The 25170-nt window shown below is 67.9% G+C and carries 23 protein-coding genes; 18 read left to right on the top strand and 5 right to left on the bottom strand.

All coding sequences use genetic code 11. The features are described 5' to 3' along the window. Positions 1-373: 373 nt before the first annotated feature. The gene (gene purM, locus K309_RS0124915; RefSeq protein ID WP_029048932.1) at positions 374-1426 is read right to left on the bottom strand and encodes a phosphoribosylformylglycinamidine cyclo-ligase; all 1053 of its coding nucleotides are present in this window, start codon (positions 1424-1426) and stop codon (positions 374-376) included. A 220-nt stretch (positions 1427-1646) separates the two neighbouring features. Between purM and K309_RS0124920 the strand changes: the two genes are divergently transcribed. The 9 genes from K309_RS0124920 to K309_RS0124960 all read left to right on the top strand — a co-directional run bounded on the left by K309_RS0124920 (position 1647) and on the right by K309_RS0124960 (position 9316). Continuing rightward, entirely contained in the window at positions 1647-2717 is a 1071-nt protein-coding gene (locus K309_RS0124920) for an AI-2E family transporter (protein ID WP_029048933.1), read from the top strand. Positions 2718-2800: 83 nt separating this feature from the next. Next, positions 2801-3511 carry a DnaA regulatory inactivator Hda gene (hda, locus tag K309_RS0124925; RefSeq protein ID WP_029048934.1) on the top strand — a complete coding sequence of 237 codons (711 nt, stop codon included), beginning with the start codon at positions 2801-2803 and terminating at the stop codon, positions 3509-3511. 62 nt (positions 3512-3573) lie between these two features. Beyond that, on the top strand, positions 3574-4248 hold the full coding sequence (locus K309_RS0124930) for a histidinol-phosphatase (protein WP_029048935.1): 675 nt from the start codon (positions 3574-3576) through the stop codon (positions 4246-4248). Position 4249: 1 nt separating this feature from the next. Beyond that, positions 4250-5791, top strand: coding sequence for a polynucleotide adenylyltransferase PcnB (pcnB, locus tag K309_RS0124935; protein ID WP_029048936.1), 1542 nt, complete (start codon positions 4250-4252; stop codon positions 5789-5791). Beyond that, positions 5792-6319, top strand: coding sequence for a 2-amino-4-hydroxy-6-hydroxymethyldihydropteridine diphosphokinase (gene folK / locus K309_RS0124940; protein WP_029048937.1), 528 nt, complete (start codon positions 5792-5794; stop codon positions 6317-6319). A 29-nt stretch (positions 6320-6348) separates the two neighbouring features. Then, positions 6349-6990 carry a deoxynucleoside kinase gene (locus tag K309_RS0124945; RefSeq protein ID WP_029048938.1) on the top strand — a complete coding sequence of 214 codons (642 nt, stop codon included), beginning with the start codon at positions 6349-6351 and terminating at the stop codon, positions 6988-6990. A 106-nt stretch (positions 6991-7096) separates the two neighbouring features. Continuing rightward, positions 7097-7918: a 3-methyl-2-oxobutanoate hydroxymethyltransferase gene (gene panB / locus K309_RS0124950; protein ID WP_029048939.1), complete on the top strand. Its 822-nt coding sequence runs from the start codon at positions 7097-7099 to the stop codon at positions 7916-7918. A gap of 4 nt (positions 7919-7922) precedes the next feature. After that, positions 7923-8621 carry an ABC transporter permease gene (locus K309_RS0124955; RefSeq protein WP_029048940.1) on the top strand — a complete coding sequence of 233 codons (699 nt, stop codon included), beginning with the start codon at positions 7923-7925 and terminating at the stop codon, positions 8619-8621. Then, positions 8618-9316: an energy-coupling factor ABC transporter ATP-binding protein gene (locus K309_RS0124960; protein ID WP_029048941.1), complete on the top strand. Its 699-nt coding sequence runs from the start codon at positions 8618-8620 to the stop codon at positions 9314-9316. The genes K309_RS0124955 and K309_RS0124960 overlap by 4 nt, the downstream gene beginning before the upstream one ends. Before the next feature lie 3 nt (positions 9317-9319). Here the strand turns inward: K309_RS0124960 and pabB are convergent, their stop codons facing one another. The 4 genes from pabB to K309_RS0124980 form a co-directional block, all read right to left on the bottom strand. Next, complete coding sequence (gene pabB / locus K309_RS0124965; RefSeq protein ID WP_029048942.1) at positions 9320-11242, bottom strand: aminodeoxychorismate synthase component I; 1923 nt, start codon at positions 11240-11242, stop codon at positions 9320-9322. 226 nt (positions 11243-11468) lie between these two features. Further along, complete coding sequence (gene dnaJ / locus K309_RS0124970; protein WP_029048943.1) at positions 11469-12614, bottom strand: molecular chaperone DnaJ; 1146 nt, start codon at positions 12612-12614, stop codon at positions 11469-11471. A 172-nt stretch (positions 12615-12786) separates the two neighbouring features. Then, complete coding sequence (dnaK, locus tag K309_RS0124975) at positions 12787-14730, bottom strand: molecular chaperone DnaK (RefSeq protein ID WP_029048944.1); 1944 nt, start codon at positions 14728-14730, stop codon at positions 12787-12789. 209 nt (positions 14731-14939) lie between these two features. Next, entirely contained in the window at positions 14940-15494 is a 555-nt protein-coding gene (locus tag K309_RS0124980) for a cob(I)yrinic acid a,c-diamide adenosyltransferase (RefSeq protein ID WP_029048945.1), read from the bottom strand. A 304-nt stretch (positions 15495-15798) separates the two neighbouring features. Here K309_RS0124980 and K309_RS0124985 point away from each other — a divergent pair, with 304 nt between their 5' ends. The 9 genes from K309_RS0124985 to K309_RS0125025 all read left to right on the top strand — a co-directional run bounded on the left by K309_RS0124985 (position 15799) and on the right by K309_RS0125025 (position 25073). Continuing rightward, complete coding sequence (locus K309_RS0124985; RefSeq protein WP_029048946.1) at positions 15799-17232, top strand: FAD-binding oxidoreductase; 1434 nt, start codon at positions 15799-15801, stop codon at positions 17230-17232. Positions 17233-17243: 11 nt separating this feature from the next. After that, a complete protein-coding gene (locus K309_RS0124990) occupies positions 17244-18134 on the top strand; it encodes a LysR substrate-binding domain-containing protein (RefSeq protein WP_029048947.1) in 891 nt (296 codons plus the stop codon). Positions 18135-18146: 12 nt separating this feature from the next. Next, positions 18147-18662, top strand: a complete 516-nt coding sequence (locus K309_RS0124995) for a GNAT family N-acetyltransferase (protein WP_029048948.1) — start codon at positions 18147-18149, stop codon at positions 18660-18662. 218 nt (positions 18663-18880) lie between these two features. Further along, complete coding sequence (locus K309_RS0125000) at positions 18881-20404, top strand: FAD-linked oxidase C-terminal domain-containing protein (protein ID WP_029048949.1); 1524 nt, start codon at positions 18881-18883, stop codon at positions 20402-20404. 10 nt (positions 20405-20414) lie between these two features. Continuing rightward, a complete protein-coding gene (locus K309_RS0125005) occupies positions 20415-21341 on the top strand; it encodes an ion transporter (protein ID WP_029048950.1) in 927 nt (308 codons plus the stop codon). A gap of 37 nt (positions 21342-21378) precedes the next feature. Continuing rightward, positions 21379-22482 carry a glycolate oxidase subunit GlcE gene (gene glcE, locus K309_RS0125010; protein WP_029048951.1) on the top strand — a complete coding sequence of 368 codons (1104 nt, stop codon included), beginning with the start codon at positions 21379-21381 and terminating at the stop codon, positions 22480-22482. A gap of 49 nt (positions 22483-22531) precedes the next feature. Then, the gene (glcF, locus tag K309_RS0125015) at positions 22532-23785 is read left to right on the top strand and encodes a glycolate oxidase subunit GlcF (protein ID WP_029048952.1); all 1254 of its coding nucleotides are present in this window, start codon (positions 22532-22534) and stop codon (positions 23783-23785) included. A 188-nt stretch (positions 23786-23973) separates the two neighbouring features. Beyond that, the gene (locus tag K309_RS0125020) at positions 23974-24351 is read left to right on the top strand and encodes a CidA/LrgA family protein (RefSeq protein ID WP_029048953.1); all 378 of its coding nucleotides are present in this window, start codon (positions 23974-23976) and stop codon (positions 24349-24351) included. Further along, positions 24348-25073: an LrgB family protein gene (locus tag K309_RS0125025; RefSeq protein WP_029048954.1), complete on the top strand. Its 726-nt coding sequence runs from the start codon at positions 24348-24350 to the stop codon at positions 25071-25073. The genes K309_RS0125020 and K309_RS0125025 overlap by 4 nt, the downstream gene beginning before the upstream one ends. Positions 25074-25170 lie beyond the last annotated feature (97 nt).

Consider the following 25170-nt stretch of genomic DNA (forward strand, 5'->3'; position numbering starts at 1 on the left):
CTTCTCGCTCCGGCTCGACGCCGTTGCCCTTTCAGGCATGAGGCGAGATCTCCCCAGGTAAGAACGCACTCCTTCGCTGCGCAGCCGCCGGATTTACGCCGCCTCCCCTTGATCACGAGAACTTCGCGGCTTTTTGCCCGCTCGTCCTGGTCGGCACCGCCTTCTATCCGGTTCGTGTCCCTCGGCTCGCAGCTTCGCTCCACGCTTCCTCCCCACGATCGGTCGCCCTTTCGCAGTTGCGCTTCGCTTCGTTCGCTGTGATCAACTTACGGTGGGACTTGCACCCACAAGAGTGCGCCCATGCTGGGCGCACAAAAAAACGGCGCATGCCCAAGGGCATGCGCCGTCTTCTATCTAAAAGGCTGAGGTCGCGTCAGATCACGATGGTCTGGGCCTCGCCCTCGGCACGTTCGCGGATCTCACCGATCTGCCACACGGCTTCGCCGGCGGCCTGCAGGTGGCGGATGGCGCGTTCGGCGTCTTCCTTGGCCACGATCACGACCATGCCAATGCCGCAGTTGAAGACACGGTGCATTTCGTCGTCGGCCACGCGGCCTTGCGCCTGCAGCCACTGGAACAGCGGCGGCAGGGTCCAGGCATCACGATGCAGCACGGCCGTCACGTTCTGCGCCAGCACGCGCGGCACGTTCTCGGTCAGGCCGCCGCCGGTGATGTGGGCCATGCCCTTGACCGGCAGGGTTTCGATCAGCGACAGCAGCGGCTTCACGTAGATGCGCGTCGGCGCCATGATGGCATCCTGCAGGCGCTGGCCGTGGAAGTCGGCATTCAGGTCAGGCCTGGCCACCTCGATGATCTTGCGCACCAGCGAATAGCCATTGGAATGCGCGCCCGACGACGCCAGGCCCAGCACCACGTCGCCCGGGGTGATGGTGCTGCCGTCGATGATCTTCTTCTTTTCGACCGCGCCGACGGCAAAGCCGGCCAGGTCATATTCGCCGTCCGGGTACATGCTCGGCATTTCAGCGGTCTCGCCGCCAATCAGCGCGCAGCCGGCCAGTTCGCAGCCGCGGGCGATGCCCTGGATCACGGTGGCGGCGGTGTCGACGTCCAGCTTGCCGCAAGCGAAGTAGTCCAGGAAGAACAGCGGCTCGGCACCCTGCACCAGGATGTCGTTGACGCTCATTGCGACCAGGTCCTGGCCGACGGTGTCGTGGCGGTTCAGCTGGAACGCCAGCTTGAGCTTGGTGCCCACGCCGTCGGTGCCCGATACCAGCACCGGCTCCTGGAATTTCTTCGACAGCTCGAACAGCGCACCGAACCCGCCGATGCCGGCCATCACGCCTTCGCGCATGGTGCGCTTGGCAAACGGCTTGATGCGGTCGACCAGCGCGTCGCCGGCATCGATGTCAACACCGGCGTCGCGGTAGGAAAGGCCGGCCTGGCCGTCGGTCGGGGATGCGCTCATGGGAACCTGCTTGTCCTGGAGGAATAAAGGGAGGAACTAAAGTGACAAATCCGGCGCTCGCGCAGTCGGGCTTTCCGTCGCAGCTTCCGTCGCTTGGCATCGGAAGGCGGGCGCGAGTCCAGTAGAATCGCAATTTTAACGGATAGAGGCCCCCGGCTTCCAGTTTCCGGCACACTTGGGCCGCAAACCGGCCCCAAGTGCCTCGTCGCCCTCCTTATTGATGAACGCCCCGCTGCTGAACCACGAGACCAAACGCATCCTGCTCTGGATCGCAGTGGCCGCCGCCCTGTTCGCCGCGATCATCGCGCTGGCGCCGGTGCTGACGCCGTTCCTGTTCGCGTTCATCTTCGCCTATATCCTGAACCCCGGCGTGGACTGGCTGCAACGGCGCCGGGTGCCGCGCGCGATCGGCGTGACGCTGATGATCCTGCTGCTGACGGTGATCTGCGTGATGCTGGTGCTGCTGCTGATCGCGGTGCTCCAGCGCGAGATCCCGCAGGTGCGCGAGCAGTTGCCGATCCTGCTCAAGAAGCTCAATGCCGTGGTGGCGCCGCGCCTGGCGGAGTTCGGCGTGCGTATCCGCTTTGACTTCCCGGGGCTGCGCAACATGATGTCGGACCGCTTCGCGGCCAGCCCGGAAGACCTGCTGGTGGTGTTGCTGAACTACGTCAAGATGTCGGGTTCGGCGCTGCTCGAGGTGGCCGGCATCATCTTTATCGTGCCTATTGTCATGTTCTACCTGATGATGGATTGGCACATGGTGATGCGCCGTATCGAGGGCGTGGTGCCGCGCCGCTGGGTGCCCAAGGTGCGCGAGCTGACCAACGAGACGGATGCCCTGCTGTCGCAATACCTGCGCGGCCAGATCCTGGTGATGGTGATCCTGGCGGCGATCTATTCGATCGGGCTGACCATTGCCGGCTTCGATATCGGCGTGCCGGTCGGGGTGTTCACCGGGCTGGCGGTCTTTATCCCGTACATCGGCTTCGGCGTCGGGCTGGTCATGGCGATCCTGGCGGCGATGCTGCAGTTCGGCAACTGGTATGGCCTGGGCGCGGTGGCGGTGGTGTACGGTTTCGGCCAGTTCATCGAGAGCTTCTACCTGACGCCTCGGCTGGTGGGCGAGCGCATCGGGCTGCACCCGCTGGTAGTGATCTTCGCGCTGCTCGCCTTCGGCCAGCTGTTCGGCTTTTTCGGCGTGCTGCTGGCGCTGCCGACATGCGCCGTGCTGCTGGTCGGCGCGCGCCAGCTACGCCGCGTTTACGTCGCCAGCGACCTGTACCGAAAATAGTCTCTGCCGATTGCCGCAATACTGACCGCACCACCGACCGCAACATCGCCCCCGACGCCCACCCCGGAAGTTAGCCATACGTCATGTCCCCGCGTCCCAACAAGCAACTGTCGCTCGAGCTGGGCAGTCCGCCGCCTTCGACCTTCGAGAATTTCGTGGTGGCGTCCAACCGCGAGCCGGTGCAGCGCCTGCAGGAACTACCCGCCGCGGTCGCGCAGGAGCGCGCCACCGACCGGCTGGTCTACCTGTGGGGCGAGGTCGGCTGCGGCCGCACCCACCTGCTGCACGCGGTCTGCGAGGCCGCGCCGCAACATGGCATCCGTTCGCGCTACCTGAGCCCGCACCACCCGTTGTCGGACTTCCTGTTCGACCCGTGGTGCCAGCTCTATACCGTCGACGATGTCGAACTGCTGGACGAAGCGCGCCAGATCGCGGTGTTCTCGCTGTATAACGAGGTGCGCGCCCACGTGCGCACCGCGCTGGTGGTCGCCGGCGGCCTGGCCCCGCGCGCCATGCCGGTGCGGGAAGACCTGCGCACCCGGCTGGGCTGGGGCCTGGTGTACCAGGTCGCGCCGCTGTCCGACGACGACAAGAAGGCTGCAGTGCTGCAAGCGGCACGCGAACGCGGCCTGCAGCTGTCGCCCGAGATCACGCACTGGCTGGTGACGCGCCATTATCGCGACATGCCCAGCCTGATGGCGCTGCTCGACGCGCTTGATACGTACTCGCTGGAACGCAAGCGGCCGGTCACGCTGCCGCTGCTGCGCGAGATGTTCGCTGAATTCCGGGACTAGGCGACGGCCCCGGCCCCGCCCGCTCCATTGCCCCATCCTGCCTTAAGGTAAAATCGCGCCCCATGAATCTGGCACTCTTTGACCTCGACCACACCCTGATCCCGACCGACAGCGACCATGAATGGGGCCGCTTCCTGGTCCGCCTGGGCATTGTCGACGAGGAAATTTACCGGCAGAAGAACGACGAGTTCTACAACCACTACAAGGCTGGCACGCTGGACATCCAGGCGTTCCTGCGCTTCGCGCTGGGGCCGCTGGCGGCCAACCCGCGCGACAAGCTCGACGCCATGCGCATGCAGTTCATGCACGAGGTGATCGACCCGGTGATCACGCCGCAGGCGCGCGCACTGGTCTACAAGCACATCGAGGCCGGTGACCTGTGCGCGGTGGTGACCGCCACCAACAGCTTCGTCACGGCGCCGATCGCCGCCGCCTTCGGCATCAAGCACCTGATCGCGACCGAGCCCGCCACCATCGACGGCAAGCCGGAAAGCCAGTTCACCGGCGAGGTCTTCGGCGTGCCCAGCTTCCGCGAAGGCAAGATCACCCGCGTCGAGGCCTGGCTGAAGGCCCAGGGCGCGGGCTGGGACAACTTCGAGACCACCACCTTCTACAGCGACTCGGCCAACGACCTGCCCCTGCTGGAAAAGGTCTCCGACCCGATCGCCACCAACCCGGACGATCGCCTGCGCCACCACGCCGCCGCAGCCGGCTGGCGCATCATGGATCTGTTCTGACGTGATCAAGAAGCTCATTACCCGGCTGCTGGGCAAACCCGGCCCCAAGCAGCGCCGCACCGGCCGCGCCCATACGCCGCGCATCGTCAACGTGGACGAACACCAGATCGATCCCACGCTGCTGTCTCGCAATGCCGTCAAGGTCACTTCCACGCTGCAGCAGGCCGGCTACCAGGCCTATGTCGTCGGCGGCGCCGTGCGCGACCTGCTGCTCGGCATCAAGCCCAAGGATTTCGACGTCGCGACCAATGCCACGCCCGAGCAGGTGCAGTCGCTGTTCCGCCGCTCGCGCATCATCGGCCGCCGCTTCCAGATCGTGCACGTCACCTTCTACGGCGGGCGCGAGCAGGAGATCATCGAAGTCTCCACCTTCCGCGCGCTGGTCGATGCCATCGCCAGCGAGACCCTGCCCGAAGGCCGACGCCTGAAGCGCGCCGAGCTCGACAGCAAGACCCATGCGATCGACGCCTCGGGCCGCGTGCTGAGGGACAACGTGTGGGGCTCGCAGGCCGAGGACGCGGAACGCCGCGACTTCACCATCAACGCGATGTACTACGACCCGGCCGCGCAGACCGTGCATGACTACCATCACGGCATGGAAGACATCCGCGCGCGCCTGCTGCGCATGATCGGCGACCCGGCCACGCGCTACCGCGAAGACCCGGTGCGGATGCTGCGTGTGGTGCGCTTCGCCGCCAAGACCGGCTTCGATATCGACGAGGCCACGCGCCACCCGGTCGCCGGCCTGGCCGAGCTGATCCACAACGTGCCGAGCGCGCGCCTGTTCGACGAGATGCTCAAGCTGCTGATGTCCGGCCACGCCTGGGCCTCGCTGCAGGAGTTGCGCAAGGCGGGCCTGCACAAGGGCCTGCTGCCGCTGCTGGACGTGGCGCTGGAGCAGCCCATGGGCCAGCGTTTCGTGCAGCTGGCACTGGACAACACCGACCGCCGCGTGCAGGCCGGCAAGCCGGTTTCGCCGGGCTTCCTGTTCGCGGCGCTGCTGTGGCACCACGTGCTGCAGCGCTGGAACCAGCTGCGCGAGGAAGGCGAACATGCCATTGCCGCACTCAACAGCGCCATGGACTCGGTGCTGGAAAAGCAGACCGGCCAGCTCGCGATCCAGCGCCGCTTCGTCACCGACATGCGCGATATCTGGGGCATGCAGCCGCGCTTCGAGAAGCGCGTGGGCCGCATGCCGTTCCGCCTGCTGGAGTCGCCGCGCTTCCGCGCCGGCTACGACTTCCTGCAGCTGCGCTGCCAGTCCGGCGAGTTGCCGGAAGAGCTGGCCGCCTGGTGGCACGACTTCCAGAACGCCGAGCCGCATGAGCGTGAGAACCTGATCGACGCCGTGCGCAGCGCGCGGGGCCAGGGTGGCGGCCAAGGTGGCGGCCAAGGCGGAGCCCAGGGTGCGGAAGGCGAAGGCCCGGCGCGCAAGAAGCGCCGCCGGCGCAGTCCGCGGAAATCGGATAAAGTTTCTTCCCGGAGCGACTCGGACGCGGGCCAGGCAGCACATGCCGGCCCCGGCCAGCCGGAGGAAACGTAAATGACTCTCGCCTTCATCGGCATCGGCGCCAATCTCGGCGATGCGCGCCAGGTCATCAAGGACGCCATCGTGTGCCTGGCCCAGCAGGTCGGCATCACGGTGCTGGCCCGTTCCTCGCTCTATCGCACCGCGCCGGTCGATGCAGGCGGCGACGACTACTACAACGCGGTGGTCAAGGTGCAGACTTCATTCACCGCGGCGCAGCTCTTGCGCATCTGCCACCACATCGAGGACCAGTTCGGCCGCGAGCGCCCGTTCCGCAACGCACCGCGCACACTCGACCTGGACCTCCTTGTGTTCGGCAACGAACAATGCGACGACGAGCACCTGACCGTGCCACATCCGCGCGTGACCGAGCGCGCCTTCACGCTGGTGCCGCTGGTGGAGCTTGACGCCGAGCTGTCGATCCCCGGGCGCGGCCGCGCCGCCGACTTCCTGGCCGGCGTGGCGTCCCAGCGCATAGAGAAAGTCTCCACCTGCAAGTGCCTGCGCCTGCAGGCCGAGGGCGGGGCCGGCCGTACCGGCTGAGGCCAGCCAGGCCATCCGCGCGAAGCGCCATGCTCGATCACCTGCGCCGCATCGTCGTCGAGGGCCCCGTCGGATCGGGCAAGACCTCGCTGGCCCAGCGCCTGGCGCGTACGCTGCAGGCGCACGAGCTGCCTGACTGCGCGCGCCGCAGTCCCTTCCTGGAACCGTTCTACCGCGATCCCGCGCGCCACGCGCTGGCGCTGCAGCTGTGGTGCCTGACCCAGCGCACCGTGCAGCTGCAGCAATGGCAGGCCGCGCTGCTGGCCGGCCAGCGCATGGTGACCAATTTCCTGATGGCGAAGGATCGCCTGCACGCGGCGCTGACGCTGGCGCCTGACGAACTGGCGCTGTACGACGCCATTGCCGCGCGCTTCAGCCTGCCGCCGCAGCGGGTCGACCTGGTCATCGTGCTGCAGGCCACGCCGTCGCTGCTGCGCGAGCGCATCGTGCGCCGCGGCGAGCCGGGCGAGGCCGGCATCGACGAACACTACCTGCAGCGGCTGGCCGACGCCTACGGCGAACTGTTCCACCGCTACGACGAGGCCCCCGTGCTGGTCGTCGATACCGCCCACTTCAATCCGGTGGACAACGATGACGATTTCCGTACACTACTGTCGCGCATTGAAAACATGCGCGGCCGCAAGGCCTTTCTCAATCTCGCTGCGCCCTGACAGGCCCCGCCTGCCAGCCACAACACAATAACGACGGCAGCCGTTGCCCTGCGTGGTATCGCGGGTAGTTTAGCGGCACAACCCGCCGTCACATTCGGGCACTGCCATGAGTTACCTCCTCGATCCCTCCCGCAAGACCATCACGATCCCCAAACTGCAGGCGATGCGCGACGCCGGCGAGAAAATCGCCATGCTGACCGCCTACGACTCCAGCTTTGCGGCGCTGCTCGATTACTGCGGCGTCGAGATGATCCTGGTTGGCGATTCGCTGGGTAACGTGATCCAGGGCCAGCAGACCACGCTGCCGGTGACGCTGGAACAGATGGCCTACCACACCGAATGCGTGGCCCGTGGCAACCAGACCGCCATGCTGGTGACCGACCTGCCGTTCGGCACCTACCCGACGCCGGAAGCCGCGTTTGCCAGCGCCGTCACGCTGATGAAAGCCGGCGCGCAGATGGTCAAGCTCGAAGGTGGCGACTGGCTCGCGCCCATCGTCAGGTTCCTGGTCGAGCGCAGCATCCCGGTGTGCGCGCATATCGGCCTGACGCCGCAGTCGGTGCATGCGCTGGGCGGCTTCAAGGTGCAGGGCAAGACCGACACGGGCGCCGCGCAGCTCAAGCGCGATGCGCTGGCGCTGCAGGAAGCAGGCGCGCAGGTGGTGCTGATGGAAGCGGTGCCGGCCAAGCTCGCCGGCGAGATCACGCAGCTGCTGAAGGTGCCGACCATCGGCATCGGCGCCGGCGCCGACTGCACCGGCCAGGTGCTGGTGCTGCAGGACATGATCAACGTCTACCCGGGGCGCAAGGCCAAGTTCGTGCGCAACTTCATGGAAGGCCAGGCCTCGATCGAAGGCGCCGTGCGCGCCTACGTGGCCGCGGTCAAGGACGGCAGCTTCCCCGCTCCCGAGCACACCTTCTCCGCCTGACCCGGTGGAGATCGCTGCCGCCACCGTCGCCGCATTCCGACTGCTCGGCAGCGGCGACCCGGGGCTGTGGTTCATCGTCTGGACCTCGCTGGCCATTGCGGTGCTGGGGCTGGCGATAGCCACCGTGCCCGCCATCGCCGCGGCCTGGCTCATCGCCACGCGGCAGTTCCCCGGCCGGCGAGTGGTGGTGGTGGTGGCGCAGGCTTTTCTCTCCTTCCCGACCGTGCTGGTCGGGCTGATCCTTTATCTCTTGCTGACGCGCCAGGGGCCGCTGGGCAGCCTGCACCTGCTGTTCACGCCCTCGGGCATGGTGCTTGGGCAGGCGGTGATCGGCTTCCCGGTGGTGCTGGCGTTTGCGTTGTCGACACTGCAGGGTGCCGATGTGCGCCTGCGCGAAACCGCATGGGTGCTGGGCGCCGGGCGCTGGCGCACCTTCTTCACGGTGCTGCGCGAGCTGCGCTTCGGGCTGATGGCGGCGGTGGTGGCGGGCTTCGGACGCGTGATCGCCGAGGTCGGCTCGGCGCTGATGATCGGCGGCAATATCGAAGGCTCCACCCGCACCATCACCACCGCGATCGCGCTGGAAACCAGCAAGGGCGAATTCGCGCAGGGCATCGCGCTGGGCATCGTGCTGGTGGCGCTGGCGCTGCTGGTCAATATCGGCATGGCGTGGCTGCAGGGCGCGGGAGGGTTCCGGCGATGACAGCCGCACCCCAGCCACCGGCATCCCCATTGCTGACCGTGCGTGGGCTGGCCCGCACCATCGGCCTGCGCCGCCTGTTTGCCATCGACGAACTTGTGGTCCCGCGCGCCACCGCGATCGTGCTGACCGGCATGAATGGCGCCGGCAAGACCACGATGCTGCGCATGCTGGCCGGGTTGGAGCGCGCGCCCGGCGCCACCGTCCAATGGACCGATGCCAACGGCCAGCCCCACAGCGCGCCGCTCGATCCGCTGCCGGCAGCGGTGCGCCAGCGCATTGCCTATCTGCACCAGCACCCCTACCTGTTCCGCACCTCGGTGCGTGCGAACATCGCCTACGGCCTGCATGCGCGCCGCATGCCGCACGACGAGATCGCGCGGCGCGTGGGCGAGGCGCTGGGCTGGGCCGGCGTGTCACACCTGCAGGACACCGACCCAGCGCACCTGTCGGGCGGCGAGATCCAGCGCGTGGCGCTGGCGCGCGCCAAGGTGCTGGAGCCTGAACTGCTGCTGTTGGACGAGCCTACCTCCAGTCTCGACGGACATGCGCGCGAACAGGTGATCGCGCTGGTCCGGGACCTGGCCACCGAAGGCCGCACCGTCATCATGGTGTGCCACGACCGCGAGCTGATCAACCTGCCGGGCGTGGTGCGCTGGAAGCTGGGCGACGGCGTGCTGGACACACATCACCCATAGCGCTCAGGTGAGAGTTGCCGGCAGCGCGCCGCGCAGTGCGTTGACTACCACGACGGCGTCGGCACGCGCCAGCATGGCGCGCGTGATGACGCCCTCCTCCACTGCTTCGCCGGGCGCGCCGAGTGCCGCGCCGCCTTGCTCCAGCACGACCGCGCGCATCACCCCGGGCAGGATGTCGGCCGACAGCGGCGGCGTCAGCCAGCGCCCATCGATGCGGACGAAGACCGAGCTGCGCCCGCCTTCCAGCAGCTCGTCGCGGGTATTGAAGAACAGGCGGTCGAAGCCGCCGGCGCGCTCGGCGGCCTGCCAGCCGGCGTCGTAGACCGCGCGGGCGCTGGTCTTGTGGCGGCGCAGCGGATCGGCGTCGGGCAATGGTTCGGGCGCCAGGTCGACCGCGACCAGCCCCTGCAAAGGCACCACTGCGCCGCTGGAGAAGGACAGCGTGCCCGCCTTGTCCAGCGCCAGACGCAAGCGCCAGGTACCGGCGCCAAGCTGCCCGGCCTGCGTGGCCACCGCCGCCCGTGCAGCGTCGGCATCGAAGGCAAACCCGAGCGCGCGCGCCGAGGCTCCAAGGCGCGCCAGGTGTCGGTCCGCCTGCAGGCATTCGCCGTCCTGCACGCGCATGGTCTCGAACAGCGTGAAGCCGGGATCGAGCCGCGTCAGGAAGCGCGCCTTCCAGCCGCATTCCGCGAATTCCCCGGCGGCCACGCTGTCGTGGACGATGCCGCCGCCGACGCCCATTTCGCCGCGACGCAGCCCGCTGGCCGATTGCGGCGCGAGCACCAGGGTGCGGATCGCCACGGACAGCGCAAACGGGCCCATGGCGGCGCCGGCTTGCGGGGCATCGAGCCAGCCGATCGCGCCGGTGTACAGGCCGCGCGGCGTGCCTTCCAGTTCGGCGATGATCTCCATGGTGCGCCGCTTGGGCGCGCCGGTGATCGAGCCGCACGGAAACAAAGCCGCCATCAGCGCGCCGAAGCCGGTGCCGGGACGCGCCGTGGCGGTGACCGTCGAGGTCATCTGCAGCACCGCGCCGAACGGCTGCACGGCAAAACGCTCGGGAACCGCCACGCTGCCCGGCTGGGCGATGCGGCCCAGGTCGTTGCGCAGCAGGTCGACGATCATCACGTTTTCGGCGCGGTTCTTGGCATCGGCGGCAAGTGCGGCCGCGGCCCGCGCATCGCGCTGCGCATCGCCCGAACGCGGGGCGGTGCCCTTCATCGGGCGCGTCAGCAGGTGGCCGCCGCCGTCGTGGCGCACGAACAGCTCCGGCGACAGCGACAGCACCCAGGCATCGCCCGGCAACCGTGCCAGCGTGCCGTAGGGCACCGGTTGCGCGGCGCGCAGCGCGGCGTACAGCGCTACCGGATCGCCGAAGGCATTGAAGCGCAGGCGCTGGGTGTAGTTGACCTGATAGGTGTCGCCGGCCTCGATCCACTGGTGGATGCGGGCGATGGCGTCATCGAAGGCCTCGCGCGGGGTGTCGGAAGCGACATCCATCAATCCGGCTGGCGCCGGCGCGGCGTTGGCCTGGAGCCAGTCGGCCACGGCCGCGCTGTCGAGGCGGCGCAGGTCGCGGAACCAGAGCAGGCGCAGCGCGCCGTCGTGGCATGGCATCTTCGCGCCGGTGTGGACCGGGGCATCGACCAGCGCGCCGCCGAACTCATAAGGGGCAAACAGCGTGGCGTGCCAGCCCTGGCGCCAGCCTTCGGCAAGCATCGCGTCGAGCCGGACGATATCGCTGCCGGCGGGCAGCACGTCTTCGCCGAGGAAGCCGGTGTAGAGGCGCGCTGCGGCTTGCGACGCGGGGGCGGTGGCGTCATCGAGAAGGACGAACACCTCTCCTTCCGCTGAGGGCGTGCTCCCCTCTCCCGCGCGCGGGAGAGGGGTCGGGGGGAAGGGCGGGGGCTGGATGCTTGCTACCACGGGGGCGAAACTCTGAGATTCAGCGGAACAGCCATGCATTATCGCGCGGCAATGAGCCTGGGGGAGAGCAACCGATAGGGCATCGGTACTGCCAGCGTCGGCCCTCACCCCCGGCCCCCTCCCGCGCGCGGGAGAGGGGAGAAAGAGGGAGCGTGCGTCGCGATCGTCGCACAAAAACAAAACCGGCCACGCTCACACGTGGCCGGTCTCATACAGCCAGGCCGGATCAGCTGAAGAAACTCTTCACCTTGTCCAGCCAGGATTGCTCCTGCGGGCTATGCCGCGAACCGCCCTCGTGCACCGAGCGGTCGAACTGGCGCAGCAGTTCCCTCTGCGCCTCGGTCAGCTTGACCGGCGTCTCCACGTTCACATGCACGTAGAGATCCCCCGGATAGCCCGAGCGCACGCCCTTGATGCCCTTGCCGCGCAGGCGGAAGGTCTTGCCCGATTGCGTCGCCTCGGGCACCGGGAAGGTGGCCTTGCCGTTCAGCGTCGGCACTTCCAGGTCGCCGCCCAGCGCCGCGGTGGCGAAGGAGATCGGCATCTGGCAGTGCAGGTCGTCGCCATCGCGCTCGAACACGGTGTGCTGCTTGATGTGGACTTCCACGTACAGGTCGCCCGGCGGCCCGCCGTTGATGCCCGGCTCGCCGTTACCCGACGAGCGGATGCGCATGCCTTCGTCGATGCCCGCCGGAATCTTCACTTCCAGCGTCTTTTGCGACTTCAGCTTGCCCTGGCCGTGGCACTTGGTGCACGGCTTGGGGATGAACTTGCCGCTGCCGTGGCACTTCGGGCAGGTCTGCTGCATGGTGAAGAAGCCCTGCGACACGCGCACCTGGCCGGCGCCATGGCAGGTCGGGCAGGTCTCGACGCTGGAGCCCGGCTCCGCGCCCTTGCCGTGGCAGTGGTCGCAGTCGTCCCAGTGCGGCACGCGGATCTGCGCCTCGTGGCCGTGCGCGGCCTGCTCCAGCGAGATTTCCATGCTGTAGCGCAGGTCGGCGCCGCGATAGGCCTGCGGGCCGCCAGCGCCGCGGCGACCGCCGCCCTGCTGGCCGAAGATATCGCCGAAGATGTCGCCGAAGGCCTCGGCGAAACCGCCGTAGCCCTGCGCGCCGCCGAAGCCGCCAGCCATGTTGGGATCGACGCCGGCGTGGCCGTACTGGTCATAGGCCGCTTTCTTCTCGGGGTCGGAAAGCATCTCGTAGGCCTCTTTGACCTCCTTGAATTTTTCCTCGGCTTCCTTGGCTTCCTTGCCTTCCGGATTGCGGTCCGGGTGGTACTTCATCGCGAGCTTGCGATAAGCCTTCTTGATTTCGTCGTCGCTCGCGTTCTTGCCTACCCCGAGCACTTCGTAGTAGTCACGTTTTGCCATGGTGGCTCATTACCCTTTGGCCGGCAGGCGCATGCGGCACCGTACCGGCGAATAGCAAAAAAGCCGAGCGAGGCATCCGACGGCGGTTTCCCGCTGGGTCCGATGGCCGCGCCCGGCGTCGGGGGCGGGAGCGGTGCCGGCCAGTGCCTGCACCGCCGCCCGCGTATCCCGATTACTTCTTGTCGTTGACTTCCTTGAATTCGGCGTCCACAACGTTGTCGTCCTGCGGCTGGGCTTGCTGCTGCGCGCCGGCACCCGCGGCACCCGCTGCGCCCTGCTCGCCGGCCTTGGCCTGCATGTCGGCGTAGACCTTCTCGCCCAGCTTCTGGCTGGCCTCCGACAGGGCGTTGACCTTGGCATCGATCTCGGCCTTGTCGCCGCCGCGGGCGGCGTCTTCCAGTTCCTTGATCGCGGCTTCGATCTTTTCCTTCTCGCCGGCTTCCAGCTTGTCGCCGTATTCGGTGACTGCCTTCTTGGTCGAGTGGATCAGCGCGTCGGCCTGGTTGCGGGCATCAGCCAGCTCGCGGGCCTTCTTGTCTTCCTCGGCGTTGGCCTCGGCGTCCTTGACCATGCGCTGGATCTCGTCTTCCGACAGGCCCGAGTTCGCCTTGATGGTGATCCGGTTTTCCTTTCCGGTCGCCTTGTCCTTGGCGCCCACGTGCAGGATGCCGTTGGCGTCGATGTCGAACGAGACTTCGATCTGCGGCGTGCCGCGCGCTGCGGGCGGAATGCCTTCCAGGTTGAACTCGCCCAGCAGCTTGTTGCCCGAGGCCATTTCACGCTCGCCCTGGAACACCTTGATGGTCACGGCCGGCTGGTTGTCGTCGGCGGTCGAGAACACCTGCGCATGCTTGGTCGGGATGGTGGTGTTCTTGGTGATCATCTTGGTCATCACGCCGCCCAGGGTCTCGATGCCCAGCGACAGCGGCGTCACGTCCAGCAGCAGCACGTCCTTGCGGTCGCCCGACAGCACCGAACCCTGGATCGCGGCACCGACGGCCACGGCTTCATCCGGGTTCACGTCCTTGCGCGCTTCCTTGCCGAAGAACTCCTTGACCTGTTCCTGCACCTTGGGCATGCGGGTCATGCCGCCGACCAGGATCACGTCGTCGATGTCGCTGACCTTGACGCCGGCGTCCTTGATCGCGGTGCGGCACGGCTCGATGGTGCGGGTGATCAGCTCTTCGACCAGCGATTCCAGCTTGGCGCGGGTGATCTTCAGGTTCAGGTGCTTCGGACCCGAGGCATCGGCCGTGATGTACGGCAGGTTGATCTCGGTCTGCTGCGAGCTCGACAGTTCGATCTTGGCCTTTTCAGCGGCTTCCTTCAGGCGCTGCAGCGCGAGCACGTCCTTGGACAGGTCCACGCCCTGGTCCTTCTTGAACTCGCCGATGATGTAGTCGATGATGCGCTGGTCGAAGTCTTCGCCGCCCAGGAACGTATCGCCGTTGGTCGACAGCACTTCGAACTGCTTCTCGCCGTCAACGTCCGCGATCTCGATGATCGAGATATCAAAGGTGCCGCCGCCGAGGTCATACACAGCGATCTTGCGGTCGCCCTTCTCGTTCTTGTCCAGGCCGAAGGCCAGCGCGGCCGCGGTCGGCTCGTTGATGATGCGCTTGACGTCCAGGCCGGCGATGCGGCCGGCGTCCTTGGTCGCCTGGCGCTGCGAGTCGTTGAAGTACGCCGGCACGGTGATCACGGCTTCGGTCACCGGCTCGCCGAGGTAGTCCTCGGCCGTCTTTTTCATCTTGCGCAGCACTTCGGCCGAAACCTGCGGCGGGGCCAGCTTCTGGTCGCGCACCGACACCCATGCGTCGCCGTTGTCGGCCTTGACGATGGAATACGGCATCAGGCCGATGTCCTTCTGGACTTCCTTCTCTTCGAACTTGCGGCCGATCAGGCGCTTGACCGCGTACAGCGTGTTACGCGGGTTGGTCACGGCCTGCCGCTTGGCGGGCGCGCCGACCAGGATTTCGCCGTCTTCCATGTAGGCGATGATCGACGGGGTGGTGCGTGCGCCTTCCGAGTTTTCGATGACCTTGGAGGTGTTGCCCTCCATGATCGACACGCAGCTATTGGTGGTACCGAGGTCGATACCGATGATCTTACCCATTATTCTCTCCTCTTGAGCCATCGCCATCCGCGCGGCTGCAATTCAACCTGAGGCCGAAATGTGGCCGTCCGGGGTCTTTTCAAGGGCAGAAGCGGCAAATCCGAGTAAATTTCTCGGATTTTGCGTTTCCTCAACGGCATTTGCGGCCGGTGCTTGAGCCAAAGCCCCGGCCGACGGCAAAAAAATGCCGCCTGATCTACTTCCGCGGCTCAGCTTCCCTGCCGGTCGCGCTGCCACAGCACGTCGGAGCCGCCGCCGGCCCGGTTCAGCACCCGCGCCAGCACGAACATCAGGTCCGAAAGCCGGTTCAGGTACTGGCGCGGCGCCTCGTTCAGCGGCTCGGCCGCGCCCAGCGCCACCAGCGCGCGCTCGGCGCGCCGGCACACGGTGCGGCACACGTGGGCCTGCGCCGCGGCGCGGCTGCCGCCGGGCAGGATGAACTCGGCCAGCCGCGGAAGGTTGGCGTTGTAGTCGGCCAGCCAGGTGTCGAGCTGCGCCACCTGCTCGGGCTTGAGCAGGGTGTAGCCGGGGATGGAAAGCTCGCCGCCCAGGTCGAACAGGTCGTGCTGGATATGCAGCAGCGCCGCGCGCACGTCGTCGGGAAGCGTCTCGGTCAGCAGCACGCCGAGGTGGCAGTTCAGTTCGTCGACGTCGCCGATGGCGGCGATGCGCAGGCTATCCTTGCCGGTGCGGCTGCCGTCGCCCAGGCCGGTGGTGCCGGCGTCGCCGGTGCGGGTGGCAATCTTGGACAGGCGGTTGCCCATGCCGGTCTCCTCTTGGCTGGTAAGCGTTGGGGGGAAATGGCGCATTATCGCGCCTGAGCGCATGGATCCGCCATGCGCGCGAGAGTCCGCCAGCCCCCTCCTTCGGTGCGTGGTCCCGCATGTGCGGCTCGCTTGTGCGGCTATCGGCCAGCCCGGCGCCGGCCAAGGGTGCATGAGCCGCCGCGCGGCGTAGAATGCCGTTATTCATCCATTCGACAACCGGGTCGCGCCCCGCCTGCCCCTCCGGACTACACCGGAACGCCACCGCCGGCAACACCGCCGCGCCGACCCGCCGGAGACCCGCATGAACCACCCCACGCCGCCCGCCGCGCTCGAACGCCGTCCCTTGCCGCCCGCCTTCAGCGAAGCCCTCGCGGCGCGCTTCGGCGAGCGCTTCACCACCTCGGCCGGCGTGCGCGAGCACCATGGGCGCGATGAATCGCCGTTCCCGCCCGCGGCGCCCGATGCGGTCGTGTTTGCCCACAGCACCGACGAAGTCGCCGAGGTGGCGCGCCTGTGCAACCACCACGGCGTGCCGCTGATTCCCTACGGCGCCGGCTCGTCGCTGGAAGGGCACCTGCTGGCCGTGGCCGGCGGCGTCAGCCTGGACCTGTCGCAGATGAACCGCGTGCTGGCGGTGCAGCCCGAGGACCTGACGGTGACCGTGCAGCCCGGCGTCACGCGCAAGCAGCTGAACCAGGAAATCAAGGACACCGGCCTGTTCTTCCCGATCGATCCTGGCGCGGACGCGTCGCTGGGCGGCATGTGCGCGACGCGCGCGTCCGGGACCAACGCGGTACGCTACGGCACCATGCGCGAGAACGTGCTGGCGCTGACCGTGGTGACCGCCGACGGCCGCGTGATCCGCACCGGCACGCACGCGCGCAAGTCGTCGGCCGGCTATGACCTGACCCGCCTCTTCATCGGCAGCGAAGGTACGCTCGGCATCATCACGGAGGTCACGGTGCGGCTCTACCCGCAGCCGGAGGCGATCTCGGCCGCGGTGTGCGCCTTCCCCAGCATGGGCAGCGCGGTGCAGGCCGTGATCCAGACCATCCAGCTGGGCGTGCCGGTGGCGCGCGTGGAGTTCGTCGATGCGCTCGCGATCCGCGCCATCAACCGCCACGACAGCCTGGCGCTGCCGGAAACCCCGCACCTGTTCTTCGAATTCCACGGCACCGAGGCCGGCGTGCGCGAGCAGGCCGAGACCGTGCAGCAGATGACCGCCGAGCACGGCGGCCAGGGCTTCGAGTGGGCCACGCGCCCGGAAGACCGCAGCCGGCTGTGGAACGCGCGCCATACCGCCTATTTTGCGATGCTGCAGCTCAAGCCGGGCTGCAAGTCGGTCACCACCGACGTGTGCGTGCCGATCTCGCGCCTGGCCGAGTGCGTGACCGAGACCGAGAAGGACCTGAACGCCTCCGCCCTGCCCTGCCCGATCGTCGGCCACGTCGGCGATGGCAACTTCCACGTGGCGATCCTGGTCGATCCCGACAAGCCCGAGGAAATGGCCGAAGCCGAGGCCATCAACCAGCGCATCGTCGAACGCGCGCTGGCGATGGGCGGCACCTGCACCGGCGAGCACGGCGTGGGTCTGCACAAGCAGCGCTTCCTGGTGAAGGAGCACGGCGAAGATGCGCTCGACCTGATGCGCGCGGTCAAGGACGCGCTCGATCCAAACCATATCCTCAACCCGGGCAAGATCTTCAGTGCCACCCGCGGCGGCGGCGCGCACTGAACCGGCCCGGCATGGCTTCCATGTTCAACCGCGTCCCGCCGCTGCACCTGCTGATCGCCTTCGAGGCCGCTGCGCGCCTGGGCAGCTTCGCGCGCGCGGCCGAGGAGTTGTCGGTCACGCCCAGTGCCGTATCGCACCGCATCAAGAACCTCGAGGAGCTATGGGGCGAGGACCTGTTCGTGCGCGCCAACGCCGCGCTGCGGCTGACCGCGGCCGGCACGCGCTACCTGCGCAACGTGCAGGACGCGCTCAAGTCGCTGAACGAGCTGGCGCGGCCCGAGTACAACAAGCTGCGCACGCGGCTGCGCGTGGCGATCCCGCCGACCTTCGGGCGCCAGCACCTGGTGCCGCGCCTGCCCGAGTTCGGCGCGCTGTACCCGCATATCGACCTGGAGTTGCATCTGGCGATCCCGTTCCTCGACGTCAAGGCCGAGGACACCGACGTGGAGATCCGCTACGGCACCGGCCGCTATCCCGACCTGAAGACCACCAGGCTGCTGGTCGAGCCGGTGTTCCCGGCATGCGGGCGCGAGTACTATGAACGCGTCAACGGCCGCGCCATCACCAGGCCCGAGCACCTGCACGGCCTGGTGCTGCTGCGCAGCCCGCTGGAGCCGTGGAAGCCGTGGTTCGAGACCGCCGGGCTGGACTGGCCCGAGCCACAGACCGGGCCGCAGTTCAACGACATCGGCCTGATGCTGGAGGCGATCGCGTCCAACCAGGGCGTGGCGCTGGTGCGCCAGCGCATGGCGCGGCACTGGCTGTCGCTGGGGCAGATGGTGCGGCTGCTCGATATCGAGTCGGTATCGCCGCACGGCTATTACATCGTCGAGCGGGAACAGGCGCCGCTGAAGCCCGAGGCGCGCTATTTCGTCGACTGGCTGCTGAGCCTGGACTGGTAGGAGACTGCCCATATGGAGATCCGGCTGCTGACCCCCGCCGATGCCGATGCCTTCCACGCGCTGCGCCTGCAAGGCCTGGCCGAGGCGCCGGAAGCCTTTGCCGCCAGCCTGGAGGAAGAACAGGACCTGCTGCCCGAGGCGGTGGCGCAGCGGCTCGCGCCAAGCGCCGACAAGGCCGTGTTTGGAGCCTTCGAGGGCACCGCGCTGGCCGGCGTGGTGGGCATCATGCGCGAGCCGAGGCGCAAGCACTGGCACAAGGCCTCGGTCTTCGGCATGTACGTGGCCCCGGGCTGGCGCGACCGCAAGCTCGGGCGCGCGCTGATGGAGCGCGCGCTGCAACAGGCCGCCGCCATGGAAGGCGTGCGCCAGGTGACGCTGTGCGTCAATGCCGGCAGCGCGGGCGCGGTGCGGCTGTACGAGTCGCTCGGCTTCGAGCGGTTCGGCCTGGAGCCCGAAGCGCTGAATGTCGCGCCGCACTTCTACGACAAGCTAGACATGGTGCTGCGGCTGCCGGCCTCGGCACGCTGAGGCGGAGGCGCCACCTTTCACGCACTCTCCGGCCGGTGCTACGCTGAAACCAGGGCCGGTGCCTGCCCGGCATGATGAGCATTTTTGATCGGCTTGCCATGCCGAATTCACGTGCCTGGCGGTGCGCGCGGCAAGAGGCCTGCGCTATAGTCAGCCGTCCCGTCAGCCGTCCCCACGGCGGGCCGCCCGCCCGGCCCGACCAGAGTCCAGGAGTCGCCATGAATGCCCCGCACGAAGCCCGCACCCTCGCCACCGAAGGCAGCGCAGGCGCGCAGGCCACCGCCGAAGGCCGCCGCAGCGCGCTGCTCGCCGGCCTGGCGCAGATCCTGCCGGATGCCGCACTGCTGTCCAAGCCAGAGGACACCGTGCCCTACGAGTGCGACGGCCTGGCCGCGTACCGCCAGGTGCCGATGGCCGTGGCGCTGCCCGACACCGAGGAACAGGTCTGCGCCATCCTGCGCCTGTGCCACAAGCTGGGCGTGCCGGTAGTGCCGCGCGGCGCCGGCACCAGCCTGTCCGGCGGCGCCATGCCGATTGCCGAGGGCCTGGTGCTGTCGCTGGCCAAGTTCAAGCGCATCCTGTCGGTCGACCCGTATTCGCGCACCGCGGTGGTCCAGCCGGGCGTGCGCAACCTGGCCATCTCCGATGCCGCCGCGCCCCACGACCTCTATTACGCGCCCGATCCCTCGTCGCAGATCGCCTGCACCATCGGCGGCAATGTCAGCGAGAACTCCGGTGGCGTGCACTGCCTGAAATACGGCCTGACCGTGCACAACGTGCTGCGCGTGCGCGCCGTGACGATGGAAGGCGAGGTGGTCGTGTTCGGCTCGAATGCGCCCGACTCGCCCGGCCTGGATCTGCTGGCCGTGCTGATCGGCTCCGAAGGCATGCTGGCCGTGGTCACCGAGGTGACCGTGCGGCTGATCCCCAAGCCGCAGCTGGCGCAAGTCATCATGGCGTGCTTCGACGACGTCGAGAAAGGCGGCAATGCGGTCGCCGACGTGATCGCCGCCGGCATCATCCCGGCCGGGCTGGAGATGATGGACAAGCCCGCCACCGCCGCCGTGGAAGAGTTCGTGCACGCCGGCTATGACCTCGATGCCGCCGCCATCCTGCTGTGTGAATCCGATGGCACGCCCGAGGAAGTCGCGGAAGAGATCGAACGCATGAGCGCGGTGCTGAAGGCGTCCGGCTGCACCCGCATCGTGGTCTCGCAGAACGAAGCCGAGCGCCTGCGCTTCTGGAGCGGGCGCAAGAACGCCTTCCCGGCCGCGGGCCGCATCTCGCCGGACTACTACTGCATGGATGGCACCATCCCGCGCAAGCACATCGGCACGCTGCTGCGGCGCATTGAGGAGATGGAACGCAAGTACGCCCTGCGCTGCATCAACGTGTTCCATGCCGGCGACGGCAACATGCACCCGCTGATCCTGTTCGATGGCTCGGACCAGGACGAATGGCACCGTGCCGAGCTGTTCGGCTCCGACATCCTGGAAGCGTGCGTCGAGCTGGGCGGCACCGTCACCGGCGAGCACGGCGTGGGCGTGGAGAAGCTCAACTCGATGTGCGTGCAGTTTTCGCCCAGCGAGCGCGAGGCGTTCTTCGGCGTCAAGGCGGCCTTCGACCCGGCACGGCTGCTGAACCCCGACAAGGCCATTCCCACGCTGGCGCGCTGCGCGGAATACGGCAAGATGCACGTCAGGAAGGGACTGCTGCCGCATCCGGACCTGCCGCGCTTCTGAAGCCCGCGCCATGGCCAACGAACGCCGACGCCAGCACCAGGAAGCGGTGGCTCGCCAGCGCCTGGGCCAGCCCGAGACCGGCTGGCGCCAGCGCTGGTACACCATCATCTTCGAGGCCGACACGCGCGAAGGGCGACTCTTCGACGTCTCGCTGCTGATCGCCATCGTCGCCAGCGTGATGGTGGTGATGCTCGACAGCATGGCCGCGGTGCACAGCCGGCTTGGGCTGCTGTTCACGGTGCTGGAGTGGACCTTCACGCTGTTCTTCACGGCCGAATACGTCATGCGCATCCTGGTGGTGCGCCGGCCGTGGCGCTATGTCATCAGCTTCTACGGCATCATCGACTTCATCTCGATCATGCCGACATGGCTGGCGTTCTTCGTGCCGGAGCTGCACTTCCTGATCGACGTGCGGCTGCTGCGGCTGCTGCGCGTGTTCCGGATCCTCAAGCTGACGGTGTACTTCGAGGAAGCCGAGATCCTGTACCGGGCGCTGGTCAACAGCCGGCGCAAGATCTTCGTGTTCCTGGGCACGGTGTTCATCATCACCGTGATCCTCGGCACGGTGATGCATGTGGTCGAAGGACCGGAGCACGGTTTCCACAGCATCCCGGTAAGCATGTACTGGGCAGTGGTGACGCTGACCACCACCGGCTTCGGCGACATGGTGCCGAAGACGCCGCTGGGGCAGTTCATCACCTCGCTGACGATCCTGCTGGGCTACGGCATCATCGCCTTCCCCACCGGCATCGTCGGCGCCGAGCTGGCCGCGAGCATCCTGAAGAAGCCGCTGACCACGCGCACCTGCACCCACTGCCTGACCGAGGGCCACGAGCCCGACGCGAAGTATTGCAAGCACTGCGGCAGCGCGCTGCCGGATTACCAGAACGACAGGCCCGAAGTCCCCGGCGGCCGCGACGGCAGCCCCGGATCCTGAGCCGCCAGAAACAATATCCTCCTCATCACCCACGCATATGCAAGCCACCCTCGACGCCTTCCGCGACGCCGTCAGGCAAGCCACCGAAACCCGCACGCCGCTGCGGCTGCGCGGTGGCGGCAGCAAGGACTTCTACGGCCAGGCACCTGAAGGCCAGGTGCTGGACACGCGCGCCTATGCCGGCATCGTCGACTACGACCCGGCCGAACTGGTGATCACCGCGCGCTGCGGCACGCCGCTGGCGCAGATCGAAGCCGCGCTGGCCGAGAAGCGCCAGGTGCTGGCATTCGAGCCGCCGCACTTCGCGCTGCCCGGCCAGGCCAGCACGGCCACGCTGGGCGGCGCGGTGGCCGCCGGCTTGTCGGGCCCGCGCCGGCAGTCGGTCGGTGCGCTGCGCGACTTCGTGCTGGGCGCACAACTGATGGACGGCAACGGCGAAGTGATGAACTTCGGCGGGCAGGTGATGAAGAACGTGGCCGGCTACGATGTATCGCGGCTGCTGGCGGGGTCGCTGGGCACGCTCGGGCTGGTGCTGGAAGTCTCGCTCAAGGTGCTGCCCGCGCCGTTCGACGAAGCCACGCTGCGTTTCGAGCTGGGGCAGGCCGATGCGATCCGGCAGCTGAACCAGTGGGGCGGCCAGCCGCTGCCGCTGGCCGCGTCTGCCTGGCATGACGGCGTGCTGCACGTGCGCCTGGCAGGCGCCACCGCGGCGGTGCGCGCCGCATGCGCACGGCTGGGTGGGGAACGTGTCGATGACGCCAAGGCCGCCGCGCTGTGGCAATCGCTGCGCGAGCAGACCCACGCTTTCTTCGCGCCGGCGCACGCGGGCCGCGCACTGTGGCGCCTGGCGGTGCCGCCGGTCGCCGCGCCGCTGGACCTGCCGGGCCAGCAACTGGTGGAATGGGGCGGCGGCCAGCGCTGGTGGCTGCCTGCCGATGGCGCCACCAGGACCGACGCCGAAAGCGTGCGCGCCGTGGCCCAGGCCGCCGGCGGCCATGCCACGCTGTTCCGCAACGGCGACAAGTCGGTGGGCGTGTTCACGCCGCTGGCCTCGCCGCTGGCCGCAATCCACCGGCGCCTGAAAGCGACGTTCGACCCGGCCGGCATCTTCAATCCGCAGCGCATGTATCCCGGACTCTGATCCGGACCACCCAAGCGTTCCCACGCCCAGGCAAAGACCTCCCCACACCATGCAAACGACCCTGGCCGATTTTCTCCGCAACACGCCCGAAGGCGAGGAAGCCCAATCCATCGTCGGCAAATGCGTGCATTGCGGCTTCTGCACCGCCACCTGTCCCACCTACCAGCTGCTCGGCGATGAACTGGACGGACCACGCGGGCGCATCTACCTGATGAAGCAGGTGTTCGAAGGCAACGCCATCACGGAAAGCACGCGCCTGCACCTGGACCGCTGCCTGACCTGCCGCAACTGCGAGTCGACCTGTCCGTCGGGCGTGCGCTACGGGCGCCTGGTGGACATCGGCCGCAAGATCGTCGACGACAAGCTCGAGGCCGAAGGCATCCAGCGCCCGGCCGGCCAGCGCATCGCGCGCTGGGTGCTGCGCGAGGGGCTGACGCGCCCGAAGCTGTTCAGCACCGCGCTGCGGCTCGGCCAGATGGTGCGGCCGATCCTGCCGGACGCGCTGCGCAGCAAGGTGCCGGCGCTGTCGCAAGCCGCCGAGCCGGGCGCCTGGCCCCGCAATGTCCACGCACGCAAGATGTTGTTGCTGGACGGTTGCGTGCAGCCGGCGATGTCGCCCAACATCAATGCCGCGACGGCGCGTGTGCTCGACCGTGTCGGCGTACAACTGGTGCTGGCGCGCGAGGCGGGCTGCTGCGGGGCAATCCGTTTCCACACCGGCGACCACGACGGCGGCCTCGACAATATGCGCCGCAATATCGATGCGTGGTGGCCGCATATCGAAGCCGGCGCCGAGGCCATCGTGATGACGGCCTCCGGCTGCGGCGCGATGGTCAAGGATTACGGGCATTTGCTGCGCAACGATCCGAAATACGCAGAACGCGCACGACGCGTTTCCGCATTGACCCGCGACCTGTCCGAGGTCCTGCCGGACTTTGCCAACGACCTGCATGCGCTGGCGGGCGCGGTACCGCGCGACAGCCGGCGCGTCGCCTACCACCCGCCTTGCACGCTGCAGCACGGCCAGCAGATCCGCGGCAAGGTGGAGGCGCTCTTGACCGGCCTCGGCGTGGAGGTCAAACTCTGCGCTGACAGCCACCTGTGCTGCGGCTCGGCGGGCACGTATTCGGTGCTGCAGCCGGAACTGGCCTACCGCCTGCGCGACGACAAGCTCGGCAAACTGCAGGCCACGCAGCCCGAAGCCATCGTGTCAGCCAATATCGGCTGCATCACGCACCTGCAGAGCGGTACCGATACGCCGGTGATGCACTGGGTCGAACTGGTCGACCGCATGCTGGGCTGACTGGCACACGGGGCCGGATCACGGCCGTGTGGTTGTCTCCCCTCTCCCGCTCGCGGGAGAGGGGCGGGGGTGAGGGTGAGCGGTTCGTCGGGCGATATCGCATCAAGACGCGCCGGCCCTCACCCCCGGCCCCTCTTCCATTCATGGGAGAGGGGAGAAACAGAGCGACCTACGACGCGACCGCCCCCATGCTCCAGACCTTTGCCATCCTGCTGGTTTTCCAATCCGTCGGCGAGGTGATCAGCTACGCGCTGCACCTGCCCGTGCCCGGCCCCGTGCTCGGCATGATCCTGCTGTTCGGCTGGCTCGTCTTCGACGACCGCCTGCTGCCCATCATCCAGGGCACTACCAGCGAACTGCTCAAGCACCTGTCGCTGCTGTTCGTTCCCGCCGGCGTCGGCATCATGGTGCACGCCAACCGCATCGAAGGCGAATGGATGCCGATCCTGGTGGCGCTGGTGATTTCCACCTGGCTCGCCATCGCCACGACGGCGGTGGTCACGCGCGTGCTCATGCGCAAGCGCACCAACGCGCCGGGCGCCGACGCAAAGGGAGAGCAGGCATGATGACGCCACGCCTGAACGAGATCTGGGTCTACCTGGCCGCGAGCCCGCTGGTCGGGCTGACCGCCACCCTGCTCGCCTACGTCTTCGCCTTCCGCATCTACGAGAAGTCGCGTTTCTCGCCGCTGGCCAACCCGGTGATGATCGCGGTGGCGCTGCTGGTCACGGTGCTGACCGTCACCGGCACGCCGTACAAGACCTATTTCGACGGCGCGCAGTTCGTGCATTTCCTGCTCGGGCCGGCCACCGTGGCGCTGGCGGTGCCGCTGTACATGCAGCTGCCCAAGCTGCGCACCCATGTGTTCCCGCTGCTGGCCGGCCTGGTGGCCGGCTCGGTGGTCGCGGTGGTGTCGGCGGTCGGTATCGCCTGGCTGCTTGGCGCCTCGCCGGAAACCGTGCGGTCGCTGGCACCCAAGTCCGTGACCATCCCCATCGCCATGGGCGTGGCCGAGAAGATCGGCGGCCTGCCGTCGCTGACCGCGGTGCTGGTGATGGGCACCGGCATCATCGGCGCGGTCAGTGCAACCGCCCTGTTGAACCTGCTGCGCATCCGCGACTACAGCGTGCGCGGCTTTGCCACCGGCGTGGCCGCGCACGGCATCGGCACCGCGCGCGCGTTCCAGGTGAACCAGGAAGCCGGCGCCTTCGCCGCGCTCGGCATGGGCCTGAACGGCGTGCTGACCGCGATCCTGGTGCCGGTGATGGCGGCCTGGATGCCTCGCTGATGCCTCGCTGATGCCACGCTGACGGCCTACTGACAGCACGCTGTCAGCAGCCCCCGCGCATGATGCGAGCTCCTCACTCCCCATCAACCGGAACCAA

Source organism: Cupriavidus phytohabitans (assembly GCF_000426345.1).
Classification (GTDB): Bacteria; Pseudomonadota; Gammaproteobacteria; order Burkholderiales; family Burkholderiaceae; genus Cupriavidus.